Source organism: Marinomonas sp. ATLA20, from assembly GCF_057180105.1.
This window is the reverse complement of record NZ_JBXUKU010000001.1, coordinates 469,762-487,306: the sequence shown is the minus strand read 5'-3', so window position 1 is coordinate 487,306 and position 17,545 is coordinate 469,762. Positions and strand designations below refer to the sequence as shown.

Sequence of the window (17,545 nt, the reverse complement as noted above, 5' to 3'; positions counted from 1 at the left end):
CACAACAGATGAAAAAAGATGACTTTTGTAAGCGATCGAGCTTTTCAATGAGCAAGGGTGAATCTTTCTTCCTTCTCATAAACAACCAAACGTTAAAAAATATTAGGGACAATGATGAAAGTCTCATTTCTAGCTGACGAAAAACAATTTATTCCCGCTATCGCCCAATGGTATTTCAATGAATGGGGGCATTTATCACCTAACCGTTCGCTCGACGATATTCTGATAAAAGTCACAGCAATGGCACAAAGCAGAGAGAGTCTTCCCCTATCTTTTGTCTTACATGACCATAACGAGCTGCTGGCTGTGGCAGAACTGAAGTTCCATGAACATCCTGAATTTCCCGATTACAAGCATTGGCTCGGTGGTGTTTTTGTCCCAACTGATAAACGTGGGCAAGGTCATTCCTGCACTATTCTTCAACACACCTTAGATCATGCTAAAAACCTAGGTATTTCTGCTCTGTACTTGCAATGCGAACAACACAATATTGACCTGTATTTAAAGCGTGATTTTGAAGTGATACACAGATTGAATGACAAAGGTGTCGAGAAAGCAGTGATGGCTCTTAAGTTTGAATAGGGAAGAAAAAAACTGTGCAGGTTCTCACACTTAATGCCTCTGCCTGCATTATTCCACACCTTAAATATCCGACCTTAGAATGAAATTAAAATGCTATTCTGGGGTCTGATTAGCGCTGAATACATTCTTTCAACACACTTCAATAAAAGAGACATAGTATGAAAATGTTACGATTTATCTCCATTTTAGAAGGCACGTCGCTTCTATTGCTGCTCTTCATTGCCGTGCCATTGAAACGCCTGATGGATATGCCAGAGTATGTGAGCGTTATTGGCCCGATTCATGGTGGGTTGTTTATTTTGTTTAACATTCTTTTGATGTTAAGTATCTCTCGATATGGGGTTTCTTCAAAACACGCTTTGATAGGGTTTGCGGCGTCCTTGATACCATTCGGTAGTTATATTTTTAAAGCGAAAATCTTAAACAAGTACAAATGAGCCCCTTCTCAAGGCATAGAGGCAATAAAAAAGCAGAGAAAAAGACAATCTTCTTCTCTGCTTTCAATGTTATTGCTCAGATCTCAAATAAGAGGTCAATCCAGCTTAAACAGATGACTTCTTCACAAACTGAGATTTTAGCATCATCTCGCCACCGCCATCTATTTTGCAATCGATGTCATGGTCGCCATCTACAAAACGCTTAATAGTCGCTTTGGTGCCGATTTTTAGTACTTGAGAAGAGCCTTTGACTTTAAGATCTTTCGCCAACGTCACTTTATCGCCTTCTTGCAATAAGTTACCGCCCATGTCTTTGATAATAAGAGCATCTTCATCGACCACAACTTCATTCGGATTCCATTCATGCGCGCACTCAGGACAGATCAACATAGCTTGATCTTCATATACATAAGTGGAATCGCATTTTGGGCAATTTGGAAGACTCATATTTATCACTACCTTCTAACGTAAACAGGAAAATTTTGCGCATTATAACCCTATTTTCGTTATGGTTTTTGTCTGCCAGCAAAAAATTCCGTAAAAACTTTCTGTTGTTCAACAAAATCATCCCACGTAATCAGGACAAAACAAATTTGCACCTTAATTAAACCAATATTCTCTTAAATACGTACTAAGGTTAATTGACACAATATAGATAGGAAGATGCAATGAAGTTGGGTGTTGTTTGGTTTGGAGATGATTTGCGCTGCGCGGATCAGAATATGCTACGCAGAGCCGCGCAAGAGGTCGATTATCTTGTTTGCCTTTATTGCGACGAGCCCCATAACAATCGCCCTAGTCGCTATGCAACACAAGGCATGTCGGCCAATCGTCGTCGTTTTTTAGATCAAGGCCTCCAGAATCTAGCATTGCAATTACAAGCCTTGGGGCAAACGTTATTTATAAGCACGTTAGATGCCGCCACCAGTTTAAATATATTACTCAATGAAGTACCAATTGCCCATCTGTACCGCAACCACCACGGCGGCTGGGACGAACAACAAACACTAAAACGCATCGCCAACCGATATCCTGACGTGCGCGTTCATCTGGATCACGGTTTGAGTCTATTTACGCCCTCTCAACTGCCATTTGATATAGCAAAATTGCCGGATTCATTTTCGAAATTCCGTCGCTTAGTTGAAAACATAGATGTTTTCCCCCCTTTACCTGCATTGCAAAAACTACCACCAGCCCCCGTTTTTGATATTCAGCGAATTCGTCCTTGGAGGCTTAAGAATATAGAAGACGAAAGTGCGTTTACTGGCGGGGAGCAAGCCGCAATTGATCAGCTAAGCGATTATTTCTCGACCAATTTGCCAAGTCGTTATAAAGAAACTCGTAACGAGTTAGATGGTTGGGAAAACTCCACCAAGTTTTCACCATGGTTGGCACAAGGCAGTTTGTCAGCTAGGCAAATTAAAGCCAGTATCGACGTTTACGAGCGAGATCATGGCGCAAGCGAATCCACTTATTGGATCTATTTCGAGCTACTCTGGCGCGAATATTTCCATTGGTATGCAACGCGTTATGGTAAACAACTTTTCTTGCCGAGCGGCTTAACAGGAAAGCAAAACCAAGGAAGTTATTACGCTGAGCGTTTTCGAAAATGGAGCCAAGGTAATACGCCTTACCCTATCGTTAACGCTTGTATGAAACAGCTTAATGAAACTGGTTTTATGAGCAATCGTGGCCGCCAAATTGTTGCCAGCTGCTTGATCTATGAATTAGGCATCGATTGGCGTTATGGCGCGGCGTATTTTGAAGAACAACTGATCGATTACAGCGTCGGCCCAAACTGGGGCAACTGGCAATACATCGCGGGCGTCGGAGCGGACCCTAGAGGCGGCCGTCATTTCAATTTGCAAAGACAAAGCGAACAATACGACCCAAATCGGCATTTTACTCATAAATGGCAAGGCCAAGTCTATGATACACAACTGGATTCGGTCGACGCGGCCGACTGGCCAATTTATCCGGCCAGATGAGCGACCACTGGATGACTGAGGATATTGCTGTAAAACCCGTTGTCGTTTGGCTTAAGAGAGATTTGCGCTTGAGCGATCATCTGCCCCTTGCATCGGCCATTGCGCAGAACAGACCCATTATTCTGCTATACATCTTTGAACCTAACCTTATCGCTGATCCGCATTACAGCGAGCGCCACTGGCGTTTTGTTTGGCAATCCTTAGAGGATATGAATCACCAGCTTGCCGAGCATGGCGGTCACATACATATCGTTTGGCAAGAAGCCTTATCTGCTCTCGAAGCGCTCCATGACACAACGCAGTTTGATAAATTATTCAGTAGTGAAGAAATTGGCATTGGGCGCACCTTTGAGCGTGATATAGCGGTTAAATCTTGGTGTCAGAAACAAACTATATACTGGCATGAATCACCAACTGGTGCGGTGATACGACCACTAGATAACAGAAAGAACTGGGATGATGATTGGCAAACTATCATGCGTGCTCCTTTAGCCGACATCAACCTTGAAGCGATAACCTGGTACGACATACAGACTCAATGGCCTTCGATTCCAACCTCATGGCAAACACCACAAAAAGGTATCCAAACGGGCGGCCCTACGCTGGCTTGGAAAACCTTAGAGAGTTTTTATGAAGGGCGAGGGAAAAACTATTATCGTTCTATTTCCAGCCCTCTTAGCAGCCGCTCTGCCTGCACTCGGCTTTCTCCCTACCTCGCTTGGGGGAATATCAGTATCAGAGAAGTCTATCAAGACCTGCTGTCTCGTTGGAACACGGCTGGTTGGAAGCGTACCCTCATCGCACTGAGCTCTCGATTACATTGGCACTGCCATTTCATGCAAAAATTTGAAAGCGAATGCCGCATGGAATGCCACCCAGTTAATCGTGCTTATGACGATTTTCCTTATCGACAGGATGATCAGGTCGAGGCCGATTTACTCGCTTGGCAACAAGGCCAAACAGGCTATCCTATCATTGATGCTTGCATGCGAGCCTTGTACCAAACGGGGTACATCAACTTTCGTATGCGTGCCATGCTGGTGAGCTTTTTATGCCATCATCTAAATATTGATTGGCGATTAGGCGTGCATCACCTAGCAAGGCTGTTTCTCGATTTTGAGCCAGGGATTCACTACCCACAATTTCAAATGCAGGCTGGCGTTACTGGAACCAATGCCATTCGAATTTACAACCCAGTAAAGCAAGCTCAAGACCAAGATCCAGATGGCGAATTTATCCGTCGCTGGATACCGGAATTGGCCGAAGTGCCTGCCCCATTGATACACTCTCCTTGGGAAATGTCGCCGATGGAGGAAGCCTTGTATCAATTCAACGTTGGAGAAAACTATCCTGCGCCCATTGTCAGCCTTAAAGAAGCCGCAAAAGCAGCCCGTGATCGACTCTGGGGATATCGTGAACAGCCAAATGTACAACAAGAAAAACAACGTATTTTAGCGACCCATGTGCGTTCGAATAGTCAGAAAAAATCCAGACCATCGAAAGTAAGGACGCCCTAATGAAGCCATTTCACACGCTGCGCGTTATTCTTGGTGATCAACTTAATTCAGCCCATTCTTGGTTCAAAGAACAAGATCAAGGTGTACTGTATTTGATCGCAGAGCTCCACCCAGAAGCCACTTATGTCACACATCACATTCAGAAACTCTGTGCGTTCTTCCTTGCCATGGAGCGCTTTGCCAGTGCGCTCAAAGAACACGGCCATGAAGTATGTTATCTCACCTTAGATGACACTCAGGAAAAAAGCTTAGATGCCGTAATATTCAGCCTTACTGAGCAACATCAGATTGACCACGTAGAACTGCAACGACCTGATGAATTTCGTGTGCTACAGCAATATCATCAGCTAATCACCAATCACTCAAAGCCAATATTTAGCATGGTTGATAGCGAGCATTTCTTATTACCCTTCAACGATATTCCTCGCTTTTTTCAAGCAAAAAGTACCGTTCGCATGGAACATTTTTACCGCAAAATGCGCCAACGTTTTAATATTCTAATGGCCGATGAAAGACAACCTGAAGGCGGCCAATGGAACTATGACATCGCCAATCGCAATAAACTCAAAGCTCAAGATCTGGACGACATTCCAGCGCCCTTGTGCTTTCAGCATGACGTAACACATTTACTTGAGCGCATCGAGCGACACAATATCCCTTCAATGGGTGACGCTGAATCCAGTTTACTTTGGCCTGTTACCAGCCAAGACGCACTGAATTTATTGGCCTTTTTCTGTGATCACTTGTTACCGAACTTTGGTCGCTTTCAAGACGCCATGACAAATCAAACGCCCCACAGCTGGAGCTTGTACCATTCGCGTTTATCGTTTGCGCTTAACGCCAAATTGATTAGCCCAAAGCATGTGATCAAAATGGCTATTTCAGCGTATCGAGAAAACAATAATATCGACATTGCTCAAATAGAAGGCTTTGTTCGACAAATTCTTGGTTGGCGAGAATATGTGCGCGGCATTTATTGGATCAATATGCCGGATTATCAACAACAGAACGAACTAAACGCCGAGCGAGATCTACCCAGTTATTTCTGGAACGGACAAACCAAAATGAAGTGCCTTGCCAGCGCCATAGGGCAATCTCTCACTTACGCGTATGCCCATCACATTCAGCGTTTGATGATCACGGGGAACTTCTGCATGTTAACTGAGATTCAGCCCGAGCAGGTCGACGAATGGTATTTGGGGGTTTACGTGGATGCATTGGAATGGGTGGAATTGCCCAACACCCGTGGCATGAGCCAATTCGCCGATGGCGGTTGGATTGCTTCCAAACCTTATGCAGCCAGTGGCAGCTACATGCAGAAAATGAGCGACTACTGTGGTGATTGCCATTACAAGGTAAAAGAGAAAACCAGCGAAGAATCTTGCCCACTGAACAGCTTATACTGGCGCTTTATGATCAAGCATCGAGAACGCCTTGCGAAAAACCATCGCATTGGCATGATTTACGGCAACTGGGACAAACAAGACGACGCCCAAAAAAGCGCCGTCTTACATAGAGCGGAATGGTGCTTAAAAAACATCGAATCGCTGTAAATCCATCAGCCGCTTAAATAGTGATATTTATTAAGCAAATTGATTAACTGATAGCTCCACCATTAAATCACTACTGATTTTTTCTAGTGCCACTTCAAGTTCTGATAACGGCAAATCTTTGGGAACAGCCAATACCATATCAGTTTTAAACAGCATGTCAGAACTCATCGGAGCTGGTTCACAAGTGGTCGTAAGCTCTTTGACGTTAACCATCAATGAATGCAGTACTTGGGAAACTTCTTTAACAATACCTGGTCGATCATTGCCAACAACAGACAGTGACAAGGTCGATCCTTCTGTCGCTTTCTTATTTGCCAACTCAACGGTGACATGCAAACCAAGCTGTTCAAAATTACGCAGTGCATCAACCAGTGCCTCTTGATGTTCCAAGGGCACAGACAAGGTTAAAATACCGGCAAATTTATCCGCAAGATGCGCCATACGGCTTTCTAACCAATTACCATGATGACGTGAAATAGTATCGGACAAACGCTCAACCAGGCCTGGACGGTCGTCTCCGATAAAACTCAATACAAGATGCTGTGACATAATGTTCTCCATCAATTTTTTTAGAATTATGCAAAAGAGTGACCGCTTTACGCGACGCTATTTATAAAAAATACACTAAATACTCGGTCTAGACGACTGCAATTCATTTAGAGTTTTATCATTCCGCTAAAGTGCCTTGTTTTCTAATTCAGCTCGAGTTTGCCTACGCAAATACCAAAAGCCCAGCGACGCGGCCGCAACACCTGAAAAACTGCCCATACCAATCGCCCATCTGGCACCAAAAAAGTCGGCAATCCAACCAACTAAAGGCGCACCTAGCGCGGTACTTCCCAACGCTGTTGCGAGAACCACCGCCATGACTCGTCCACGGTAACGTTTTTCTGTTGTCACCTGCATATAAGACGCCGTTGACGTTGTGAATAACTGCAAACTCAACCCAAGTAAAATAAGCAGCACGGCAAATGCCCAAAACGATGTACTGATTGACACCAAAAAACAGCTCACAGCGAACATGGCAGCCACATAAATCATAAAACGAAACGACGGTGAAGAACGACGACTTGCCGTCACCATAGCACCAGAAATAGAGCCAATCGCCATCATTGAAATTAAGAAGCCATATTGATCCGCATGACCTTGAAATACATGCACTGTCATCGCTGACAAATACACTGAAAAGTTCATTCCCAAACTGCAGACCAAGAAGGACATCACTAGTATCACGGCCATCTCACGGTGTTGCCAAATATAACGAAAGCCATCTAAAAACTTCGCCATATCAGGCGTAGCCTTACTATTGTCAGGAACAACGGCTGGCAGGCGTTTCTTAAATGTCTGTAGAGCGATTAATAACGGAATAAAAGACAACACATTGATCATGAATACCCAACCAGTTCCGATCAGTGCAATTAATATCCCTGCAATGGCAGGCCCAACTAAACGGGCCGAGTTAAACGACACGGAATTGAGCCCAACGGCATTCGATAGTTCTTTTTCGCTAACAATATCTGAAACAAAAGCATGGCGAGCAGGTGCATCAAATGCCGCCACACAACCCAGCGCGAAGGCGCAAGCACATACTTGCCAAAGTACGACATGACCGCTCAAGACCAACAGACCCAATATCAAAGCTAGCACTGCCATTAAGCACTGAGTAATGAAAAGTAGCTTACGACGATCCATTCGATCCGCCGTCCAGCCAGTGATAGGCAATAAAAGAATTTGTGGCGCAAACTGTAGAAACACAACCAGACCAACGGCTGATGCATTTTTATCCGATAGCTCTGCGATGACAATCCAATCCTGTGCTGTACGCTGTAACCAAGTACCGATATTAGAAATGACTGCGCCACCAAACCAAAGCCTATAGTTCGGGTTGGATAAAGATCGAAACGTACTGCCCAATACAAACTCCTTCAATTATTAAATAAGATCTTCGATGATATTTATAAATGTCATTTTTGGAATGTAATATAAAACTTAATAGTAGAGCTCAGAAAATAGGCTCTTTAAAAATAACTATCTTGTATAATAAAAAAACATATTCTGTTCTATATAACGAGAAGTAATACCTAACTTCGTAGTAAATGCGTAATTAAAATAACTAACAGCAGGTATCAAATAGTGATATTCAATAAAATGTCTCTGAAAACACAATTCATTTCGGTAATCGCCTTACCTTGCCTGGTGCTCTTGCTTATCAGCTGGGCAGGATTACGCGGTTTATCCAATGCCCAAGAACAAACCAAACAACTCGCTCAAAATACCAGTGCGCCGCTTAGGTCAATGGCAGAAGTTGCCTCGCGTATTCCACGTATGCGAGTTGGTATCGACATCATCTTGCTGCAAGAAATTCCAGCAATGCAGGATGAAAGAGGCGCCTTAACGCGCGTCAAAGAAACTCGCAAAGAAGATATCCCTGAAATGGATATGGCACTGAATCAAGCATTGGCTGCGCAAGTCACACCTAAGATGCGTGCAGAAGTTCAAAAAGTCATTGATATATTTGCCAATGTTAAAAGCAACGAGTTAGCACCAATGTTGTCGGCAATCGAAAAAAATGACCTAACCACCGCTCAAGAAATCTACAAAACAAAGTATGCCAACAGCTACGGTGTCATGCGTAAAGCGGTTAATAAAATACTAGATGATTTGCTTGAACAAGGCGAGCAAGCCTACGCTGAAAGCCAAACAAATTACGAAAACAGCCGAAATGACATGATCATTTTGATTGTCATCGCGCTTTCTGCTTCTGTCTTGTTGGCTTGGTTAGTATTACGTCGCCTTAACCAACGTGTCGCCTATCTGCAAGAACATATTTCAAGCGCCAGTGATAAGCTTGACCTTGGCACAGTAATGAATCTTGATGGTAAAGATGAGCTTAGCGATATTGCCCAGCACTTCAACCAGTTTATTACCAAAGTCCGTGTCGCTATCGAAAACGTCGCTGACAACTCTCGTCAACTGGCTCATACCGCCAATGATGTTGCCGCCAAAGCTAAGGCAACGCATTCAAACAGCATAAATGAACGAGACCGTACCACGCAAATTGCCACGGCAATCCATGAAATGGGCGCGACCGTTGAAAACATCGCAGAGAACGCTTCTCAAGCAGCAAGAGCAGCCCAAGAAGCCGACAAACAAGCTCATCAAGGTGCTGGCTTAGTTGCCAAAGCACGCCAAGGCATAACAGCACTGTCTACTGAAATTAATCACATCAGTTCAGATATTGGTTCATTAGCCACGCAGACAGATTCGATTGGTAGCATTCTTGATACTATCCGTAGCATCTCAGAACAAACCAACTTGCTGGCTCTGAACGCTGCAATCGAAGCGGCTCGCGCCGGTGAACAAGGCCGAGGGTTCGCCGTCGTTGCCGATGAAGTTCGTAATCTGGCAAGCCGTTCAGCCGCTTCCACTGATGAAATTCAAAAAATGATAGACCAACTACAAGAACAATCCGCTAAAACGGTTGCCACAATTAAAACGGGGCAAGATCAAAGCAACTCAGTAGTCGGTCAAGCAAATGAAGCAAACACGGCTCTTGAGCAAATCACAGCACACATTGGCCAAATCAGTGACATGAACATTCAGGTTGCTACTGCGACAGAAGAACAATCTCTTGTGGTCAATGACATGAGTAAAAACGTCGAAGAGATTAACCAGCTAACAACGGAAACGTCTGAAATAGCAGATGAACTGACTGCATCAAGCACCAACTTACAGAAACTGTCTGTTCAGCTTGATAAACTGGTTACTCAGTTTAAACTTTAAAACGAATAGCCGTTTCGCTAGTAATCCATAGAAACAAGAAAGGGAGCCGAAGCTCCCTTTCTTTTTGCTGCTCTAAAACAGCCCTGTATCTAATTAACTCTTATCATCCGAGAGACAAGCCGCAGCCGTAAACAAAACATCAGTCGAGCTATTTAGCGCAGTCTCAGCGGAATCCTGCAACACACCAATAATGAAACCAACAGCAACAACCTGCATGGCAATTTCATTTGGAATATTAAACAAGCTACACGCCAACGGAATTAGCAACAAAGAACCACCTGCCACGCCCGATGCACCACACGCAGAGACGGCCGCGATAATGCTAAGCAATAACGCCGTACCAAAATCCAATGAGATACCTAAAGTATGCACCGCCGCCAAGGTTAACACCGTAATGGTAATCGCCGCGCCTGCCATATTAATGGTCGCACCTAATGGAATAGACACAGAATAGGTGTCTTCATCCAAGTCTAAGCGCTTACAAAGATCTAAGTTAACCGGAATATTAGCCGCCGAACTACGGGTAAAGAATGCTGTCACGCCACTTTCTTTTAGACACTTAAAGACCAAAGGATACGGGTTACGACGAATTTTCCAGAATACCAACAATGGATTGGTAACAAACGCGATAAACAGCATGGCGCCAATCAATACCGCTAACAGGTGCGAATACCCAAATAGAGCATCGAAGCCTGTTGCCGCTATCGTGCTGGCAACCAAACCAAAAATACCAAAAGGTGCCAAGCGGATAATGAAGGAAACAATGCCAGTCACACTGGTCGAAATGTGCTGCAATGCCGATTTCGTCGATTCAGACGCATGACGTAAACCTAAGCCAAAGCCAATTGCCCAGGTTAAGATGCCAACGTAGTTGCCTTGAACCAACGCGTTAACTGGATTATCGACCATTTTAAACACCAGTGTATGCAGTACTTCGCCAATACCTTGCGGTGCACTTTGGCTTAGATCAGGTGACACTAAGTTTAATTGCGTCGGAAAGGCAAAACTGAACATCACAGCCGTTAAAGCGGCGACAAAAGTCCCCGCAATATAAAGCGCAATGACAGGGCGAATATGACTTTGTTGAGCTTGCTTGTGATTGGCAATCGATGCCATCACCAACAAAAACACCAGGATTGGCGCAATGGCTTTTAGTGCCTTGACGAAAAAGTCACCAAGCAGGCTGGTCGATAAGGCAATGCTAGGCGCAACATAAGCCAGAACGACGCCACAAACGATACCGATGGCTATTTGTAGCACTAAACTACCGCGAAGATAACGCTGAAACAGCGAAGGTTTTTGAGCAAATGTCATTAGAAGGGGGTCCATTGAAATTTTCAAGGCCGCACCTTACTTCATCCTCACTCAAAAATGAACCATTTTAGGGCGTAATTGCAGATATTATTGCAACATATCAACCAAATCGAAGATTTAACCGATCATTCAACTTCCTCATTTCATCCTGAAAGCACTACTTGTACTCAACCGATATTGGCCTAATATTCTTCACATATACAAACCTTATCAAGGAACTACAATGTCGAATTTGTTGGAAAAATTGAACTGGCGCTATGCCGCTAAAAAAATGGACTCAAGCAAAGCCGTTGAGCAAGAAAAAGTAGATCGTATTTTAGAAGCGATTCGCCTAACAGCGACATCAAGTGGTCTTCAGCCATATGAAGTCATCGTTGTTAAGAACAAAGCATTGCGTGAAGCCATCGTTCCCCATGCTTGGAACCAAGCACAAATCACTGACGGTTCTCACCTACTAGTATTTGCTGCGTGGGATAACTACACAGAAGAACGCATTAACAAAATGTTCGACCTAGTGAACGACGAACGTGGCTTTAAAAACGAAGGCTGGGAAAACTACCGTCAAATGATTTTGGGCGCTTACCCTCCACGTGATGCCGAAGTGAATTACCAACACGCGGCCCGCCAAGCTTACATCGGTCTTGGCACAGCATTGATTGCTGCTGCTGAAGAAGGCGTAGACAGCACACCAATGGAAGGCTTTGACCCTGCTAAAGTGGATGAGATCCTAGGTCTAACAGAACGCGGTCTGCGCTCTGTGATTCTATTGCCTTTGGGTTACCGTGCAGAAGAAGGCGACTGGTTGAAAGACCTGAAAAAAGTCCGTCGCTCTACAGAAGAATTTATTACTGAAATGAACTAGTTTCAGGTCTATTCAGAAGTACAAAACTAAAACGCCAACATCGTTGGCGTTTTTTTATGCTCATTTTTTGAACTTGGCAAAAAATAGGGAATAGTGAACCAAAGCCATAAATAGTGACCCAAATACACCAAAATTTGCGTATGTTAATAGCAATTAAATACCCAACAGCCCAAGGACAAAGCATGGCAAAGTATCTAGGACTTATTTTCATCACACTATTTTTAAGCGCTTGTTCTTCCAACGACAACTGGCGTACTGCAAGCCGAGAGCCTGCTGGTATAGCGCCCTCTCCAGAAACAGAAAAAGACGCTGTCATCGAGTTTTATGCCGCCGATGCCTTTAGTTGGCGAGGTTGGTTTGCGGTTCATACTTGGGTGGCGACTAAGGAAAAGAACGCATCCGAATACACGGTACATGAAGTGGTCGGTTGGCGAGTAGACAGAGGACTTCCAGCGTTATCTGAATATAAAACGGCGACACCCGATCGCTACTGGTTTGGCGCGAAACCAGAAAAAGTACTGTCTATTATTGGCCCAAAAGCCGAAGCATTGATTCCGAAAATAGACGCAGCAGTGAAGCGCTATCCTTGGGCAAACGAATATACCGTCTTCCCTGGGCCTAACAGCAACACATTCCCAACGTGGATTGGCCTACAAGTCCCAGAGCTGGATCTGGATATGCCATTTCGCGCCATTGGTAGTGGTTATGCTGACAATTAATTTTGCCTAATAGAGAGCTTTAATTTCCGAGATACCCTACTTCTCGGAAATTAAGTCCGTATTTAGAAAGTTGCCATATTGACCCGCCATAGTCCTTAGGCTACGTTTTCTTTATAGGAAACGAAGCGCGTTAATCTTGCGGTTAGAGCGCCCCTTCACGCCAATCTTCCCTAGACAACAATAATCCGAACTCGTCGTTTTTTACGAGCACGTCTTACAAGGCAACATCATGGTCATGAATTTCGCTTTTGAAGCACAAAAAACACAACAGCGCCTATTAGCGGAATTAGACTTTAGCCAGCTAACATCCCAGCAAAAAGCCATTTTCATTCAGCGTTTAGAAAGTGGCTTCAAACCTCTTTTCGAACAGATTTTTCCGCTTTATGGACAATGCTTCGACTTGCATTATCATCTAAAAGTCTTGCTGCAATCTTTTATCTATTTTCAGAAAAAACAGCGTCCAGCCCAGATCAAAGACAAAGCAGAATTCTGGTTTGAATCCAATAAAAATGTCGGCATCGCCGTGTATGTGGATTTACTAGCGGATGATCTAAATTCTCTTATCGATAAGATTCCGTACTTTGAATCGTTAGGAATCAATTATGTCCATCTAATGCCACTGTACTTATCACCAGAGGGCAACAGTGATGGAGGTTACGCGATTTCAGATTATCGCACCGTGTCACCAAATTTGGGCACCAACAAAGACCTAAAAGACCTGGCTTCCGCGCTGCATAAAAAAGGCATCCGCATGGTGTTGGATTTTGTCTTTAATCATACCTCAGACGAACACCGTTGGGCCGAAGCGGCAAAATCTGGCGACCAGGAATTCCAAGGTTATTACTATTTCATGGGCGAACAAGAGGCCACAGAATACAATAAGACAGTGCGTGAAATTTTTCCACAGATCCGTCGAGGCAGTTTCACCTATTTGCCTGAATTAGACAGTCATGTATGGACGACCTTTAACTCATTCCAATGGGATTTAAATTATTCGAACCCGGCGGTTTTTGTCGCTGTGGTAGAAGAAATGTTACATCTCATTTTAAACGGCTGTGATGTTTTACGACTTGATGCTTTAGCCTTTGTCTGGAAAGAAAAAGGCACAGTATGCGAGAACTTACCTAAGGCTCATAATCTGATCAAAGCCTTCAAAGCCTGCTTGGACATTGCCGCACCGCAAGTGGTGTTTAAATCTGAAGCCATTGTTCATCCAGATGAAGTCAACAAATACATTGGCGCCGATGAATGCACCCTGTCTTACAATCCATTAATGATGGCCTTGTTATGGGAAAGTTTAGCAACACGCCAAACCAGCTTGTTATACCAATCCCTTGAACGCAGTTTCACCATTCCAGAACATACCACTTGGATAAACTACATTCGCTGTCATGACGATATTGGCTGGTTATGGGATGACGCCATTTCTGATCGTCTTGGCATTGATGGGATCGGCCATCGCCGCTTCTTGAATCAATTCTATACCGGACAATTTGAAGGCTCTTTTGCGGCGGGTGTACCCTTTCAAGAGAACCCAGTCAATGGTGATTGCCGTGTTTGCGGTACCTTGGCGTCTCTGGCGGGTGTAGAAAACGCCATCAACATCAATGATCCTCTATTACTTGATCATGCCATCAAACGCATTCGAGTCCTGAACGGCATCAACTTCGCCATGCCTGGCATTCCCTTATTGTATCAAGGCGACGATCTTGGCGTACTCAACAACAACGATTATCTAAACGACCAGACTAAAGCCGACGATAGCCGCTGGGTGCATCGTAAGAAGCTCACCAAGCAAGACTTCGCCCTTGCTGATGACAACAACACACCACAGGGCAAAATCGCTCAGCTGATCCGAGAGATGATCCAAATTCGCAAAGCCAATCCGCTGTTTGCTGCGCAGGAGTTTGAACTTGTCTCACTCGGCAGCGAACACTTATTCGCTTTCAAACGAACCATGGGCAACGAAACGCTCTTCGTCATCGCCAACCTGAGCGAACACCTAATAGCACTTGAACATCTGCCGCTTGGTCAATCACTAAGCGAACTAATCGGCCAAGACACAGCAATCAACTTGCTCGATAAAGAGTTAATTAATTTGCCATCATTAAACCTTATCGAACCGTTAGACATTCTTTGGCTGGTCAATCACTAAGCACACTTTAAGCTATACAAAAAAACGGATTGATAGAGATATCAATCCGTTTTTTAATTGTCATATGCTCGGTTGGGGCTAGTGCTTAGTCGATCCCGGATTCGGTATAAAGTTAATCACGACTTCTTCTGCTTCTGGAGAGCTGCTGTGAGGCGTGTTTACTCGTGTTGGAATCTCAGTGGGCTGCGCCTGTATAACCGTAGACTGCTCATCCGTGTAACCACAGCCAACGCACTCACGATATTGCTTTTCAGCGTCATCGTCACGCCATGCACGAATCTTATCCATCTCACTACAACGAGGGCATACCGCCCCTGCGATAAAGCGTTTTACTGTCATAACCCTACCTTCAAAAAAAGTAACGCCCTAATTCGGCGTTATAAAAAAGCAGCGCCTTGTCTGATTACCATCAGGCGAGGCGCTGCTTCCTTGCAGTACAAAAAATTAAGCCGCGATGCCGCTGTGTCTCAATAAGGCATCGGTGCTTGGCTCACGACCACGGAACTCAGCAAATAATTCTGCTGCAGGACGAGAGCCGCCATTGGCCAATATGGTATCACGGAAGCGCGCGCCGGTATCTTTATTGAAGATGCCGTCCTCTTCGAATTTCGAGAACGCGTCAGCGGACAAGACTTCCGCCCATTTATAGCTGTAGTAACCGGCCGCGTAACCACCCGCAAAAATATGCGAGAAGCTGTTTTGGAAACGGTTAAATTCAGGTGGCGTGGTAACAGCCACTTTGCTACGAACATCATCAAGGACAGACTGAACTGAAATGTCTTTTTGATATTCCATGTGCAAACGGAAGTCGAACAAAGAAAACTCCAATTGACGCATCATCTGCATACCGGATTGGAAGTTCTTCGCGGCCAGCATCTTGTCTAACAAGTCTTGTGGCAGCGGCTCGCCTGTTTCGTAATGACCCGCTATGTGAGCCAGGGCTTCTGGCTCGTAACACCAGTTTTCCATAAATTGACTTGGCAACTCAACGGCATCCCATGCCACACCATTGATGCCCGATACAGAAGACACATCCACTTGAGTCAACATGTGGTGCAAGCCATGACCAAATTCATGGAACAAGGTGGTGACTTCATCGTGAGTCAATAACGCTGGCTTAGCGCCAATTGGTGGGGTGAAGTTACACACAAGATACGCAATCGGTAGCTGCAAGCGGTTATCGCTTAAACGACGACGTGTACGGCAAGAATCCATCCACGCACCACCGCGTTTTGCTTCACGCGCATATGGATCTAAATAGAAACGAGACACGTCTTCGCCATCCTTGCTGATCGTAAATAACTGCAAGTCCCTGTTATAGCTATCAAATTCTTTTTCTTCGCGAATATCCACACCGAATAAAGTTTGTGCCACGTGAAACAATCCAGACAAAACCTTGTTCATTGGGAAATAAGGACGCAGCTCTTCTTGAGAAATACTGTACTTGTGCTGACGTAGTTTTTCCGCGTAGTAGGTCATGTCCCAAGCGTTCAATTTTTCCACGCCATTTTCGTCTTTAGCGAACGCTGTTAGTTGCGCAAGATCTTGTTCTGCCGAGCTTTTTGACTTTTTCGCTAAATCGTCTAAGAAATCGATAACCTGCTGGCCATTGTCCGCCATTTTAGTGGCAACAGACAATTCTGCGTAATTATCAAAACCAAGGATATGGGCCATCTCATGACGTAGCTCTAAAATTTCGTCAATCAGAGGCGCATTGTTGAATTTGATGTCACCACCTTGGTCAGAAGCACGCGTCGCAAAAGCGCGGTACATTTCTTCGCGCAGTTCGGCATTGTCGGCGTAACTCATCACTGGAATATAAGATGGGAAATCCAAGGTGAACAACCAGCCATCTTTTTCTTTGGCTTCGGCCATTTGTTTGGCTTGTGCCAAAGCCGATTCTGGCAAACCAGACAGTTCACTTTCGTCGGTAATTAGTTTGTTCCACGCTTGTGTCGCGTCTAATACGTTTTCACCAAACTGACTACCCAACTCAGACAAACGCTGGCTGATCTCGCCATAGCGTTTCTTGGCGTCGCCTTCTAGGCCGACACCAGACAATTCGAAATCACGAATCGTTTGCGCCAAGGCTTCACTTTGAGCTTGGCTTAGGGTTTTCGCCGCCTCACTTTCAGCAAGACTCTTGTATGCTTGATACAAGGCTTTGTTCTGTCCAAGATCTGTATAAAACTGAGTCAATTTTGGTAAACAAGCGTTGTAAGCGGCACGTAACTCAGGCGTATTTTTAACGGAATTCAAATGGCTGATTGGCGACCAAAAATTATTTAAGTCGTCGTGAAGTTGATCCAATGGCAAAACAAGACTTGCCCATGTTGGATTGGCGTTTTCACTCACACAAGCATCAATGGCTGCTTGATTGTGCTTTAGCAGTGTCTCTAGATCCGCTTCGATGTTCGCAACATCGACGTCGGTAAAATTCGGTAAGCTGGTCGCGTCCCATACAGACTGTGACATATCATGATATCCTTTAAAAAATTGAACGCTGTAATGCATTGGTCAATACTATGCTTAATAAGATAGGTTGTCTTAACACTTTTTCAATGCATAAAACGCTATTGTGTTAATAGTTCCTTCATTTATTAACACTTTCTATTAATCAAATCCTGTAAGAGAG

At 44.4% G+C, this 17,545-nt stretch carries 15 protein-coding genes; 9 read left to right on the top strand and 6 right to left on the bottom strand.

Annotation, left to right across the window (positions count from 1 at the left end):
- Nucleotides 1-114: 114 nt before the first annotated feature.
- On the top strand, nt 115-582 hold the full coding sequence (locus AC2A4J_RS02115; RefSeq protein ID WP_484174719.1) for a GNAT family N-acetyltransferase: 468 nt from the start codon (nt 115-117) through the stop codon (nt 580-582).
- A gap of 158 nt (nt 583-740) precedes the next feature.
- A complete protein-coding gene (locus tag AC2A4J_RS02110; protein WP_484174718.1) occupies nt 741-1,019 on the top strand; it encodes a DUF3817 domain-containing protein in 279 nt (92 codons plus the stop codon).
- Between the two features lie 105 nt (nt 1,020-1,124).
- On the opposite strand, the gene AC2A4J_RS02105 is transcribed toward AC2A4J_RS02110, so the two are convergent.
- A complete protein-coding gene (locus AC2A4J_RS02105; RefSeq protein ID WP_304941377.1) occupies nt 1,125-1,466 on the bottom strand; it encodes a zinc ribbon domain-containing protein YjdM in 342 nt (113 codons plus the stop codon).
- Nucleotides 1,467-1,687: 221 nt separating this feature from the next.
- Between AC2A4J_RS02105 and AC2A4J_RS02100 the strand changes: the two genes are divergently transcribed.
- The 3 genes from AC2A4J_RS02100 to AC2A4J_RS02090 are packed head-to-tail and all read left to right on the top strand — an operon-like array spanning nt 1,688 to nt 6,077.
- Nucleotides 1,688-3,007: a DASH family cryptochrome gene (locus AC2A4J_RS02100; RefSeq protein WP_484174717.1), complete on the top strand. Its 1,320-nt coding sequence runs from the start codon at nt 1,688-1,690 to the stop codon at nt 3,005-3,007.
- A gap of 11 nt (nt 3,008-3,018) precedes the next feature.
- Nucleotides 3,019-4,524, top strand: coding sequence for a cryptochrome/deoxyribodipyrimidine photo-lyase family protein (locus tag AC2A4J_RS02095; protein ID WP_484174716.1), 1,506 nt, complete (start codon nt 3,019-3,021; stop codon nt 4,522-4,524).
- Nucleotides 4,524-6,077 (top strand): cryptochrome/photolyase family protein, encoded by a 1,554-nt coding sequence (locus tag AC2A4J_RS02090; RefSeq protein WP_484174715.1) that lies wholly within the window; start codon nt 4,524-4,526, stop codon nt 6,075-6,077. Before AC2A4J_RS02095 ends, AC2A4J_RS02090 begins: the two co-directional genes overlap by 1 nt.
- A gap of 30 nt (nt 6,078-6,107) precedes the next feature.
- On the opposite strand, the gene AC2A4J_RS02085 is transcribed toward AC2A4J_RS02090, so the two are convergent.
- Together AC2A4J_RS02085 and AC2A4J_RS02080 are read right to left on the bottom strand one after the other, a co-directional pair.
- Complete coding sequence (locus AC2A4J_RS02085) at nt 6,108-6,626, bottom strand: glycine cleavage system transcriptional repressor (RefSeq protein WP_255827591.1); 519 nt, start codon at nt 6,624-6,626, stop codon at nt 6,108-6,110.
- Between the two features lie 126 nt (nt 6,627-6,752).
- Nucleotides 6,753-7,991, bottom strand: coding sequence for an MFS transporter (locus AC2A4J_RS02080; RefSeq protein ID WP_484174714.1), 1,239 nt, complete (start codon nt 7,989-7,991; stop codon nt 6,753-6,755).
- Nucleotides 7,992-8,225: 234 nt separating this feature from the next.
- Here AC2A4J_RS02080 and AC2A4J_RS02075 point away from each other — a divergent pair, with 234 nt between their 5' ends.
- A complete protein-coding gene (locus AC2A4J_RS02075) occupies nt 8,226-9,860 on the top strand; it encodes a methyl-accepting chemotaxis protein (protein WP_484174713.1) in 1,635 nt (544 codons plus the stop codon).
- A 93-nt stretch (nt 9,861-9,953) separates the two neighbouring features.
- Here the strand turns inward: AC2A4J_RS02075 and sstT are convergent, their stop codons facing one another.
- The gene (gene sstT / locus AC2A4J_RS02070) at nt 9,954-11,174 is read right to left on the bottom strand and encodes a serine/threonine transporter SstT (RefSeq protein ID WP_484174712.1); all 1,221 of its coding nucleotides are present in this window, start codon (nt 11,172-11,174) and stop codon (nt 9,954-9,956) included.
- Nucleotides 11,175-11,397: 223 nt separating this feature from the next.
- On the opposite strand from sstT, the gene AC2A4J_RS02065 reads away from it, so the two are divergent.
- The 3 genes from AC2A4J_RS02065 (at nt 11,398) to AC2A4J_RS02055 (ending at nt 14,910) form a co-directional block, all read left to right on the top strand.
- Nucleotides 11,398-12,036 (top strand): NAD(P)H-dependent oxidoreductase, encoded by a 639-nt coding sequence (locus tag AC2A4J_RS02065; protein WP_484174711.1) that lies wholly within the window; start codon nt 11,398-11,400, stop codon nt 12,034-12,036.
- Between the two features lie 182 nt (nt 12,037-12,218).
- Nucleotides 12,219-12,755 (top strand): DUF3750 domain-containing protein, encoded by a 537-nt coding sequence (locus tag AC2A4J_RS02060; protein ID WP_255827532.1) that lies wholly within the window; start codon nt 12,219-12,221, stop codon nt 12,753-12,755.
- A gap of 229 nt (nt 12,756-12,984) precedes the next feature.
- Nucleotides 12,985-14,910 (top strand): amylosucrase, encoded by a 1,926-nt coding sequence (locus AC2A4J_RS02055; RefSeq protein WP_484174710.1) that lies wholly within the window; start codon nt 12,985-12,987, stop codon nt 14,908-14,910.
- A 78-nt stretch (nt 14,911-14,988) separates the two neighbouring features.
- Here the strand turns inward: AC2A4J_RS02055 and AC2A4J_RS02050 are convergent, their stop codons facing one another.
- Nucleotides 14,989-15,249, bottom strand: a complete 261-nt coding sequence (locus AC2A4J_RS02050) for a YheV family putative zinc ribbon protein (protein ID WP_255827530.1) — start codon at nt 15,247-15,249, stop codon at nt 14,989-14,991.
- Nucleotides 15,250-15,354: 105 nt separating this feature from the next.
- Nucleotides 15,355-17,385 (bottom strand): oligopeptidase A, encoded by a 2,031-nt coding sequence (gene prlC / locus AC2A4J_RS02045; protein ID WP_484174709.1) that lies wholly within the window; start codon nt 17,383-17,385, stop codon nt 15,355-15,357.
- Nucleotides 17,386-17,545: the final 160 nt, after the last annotated feature.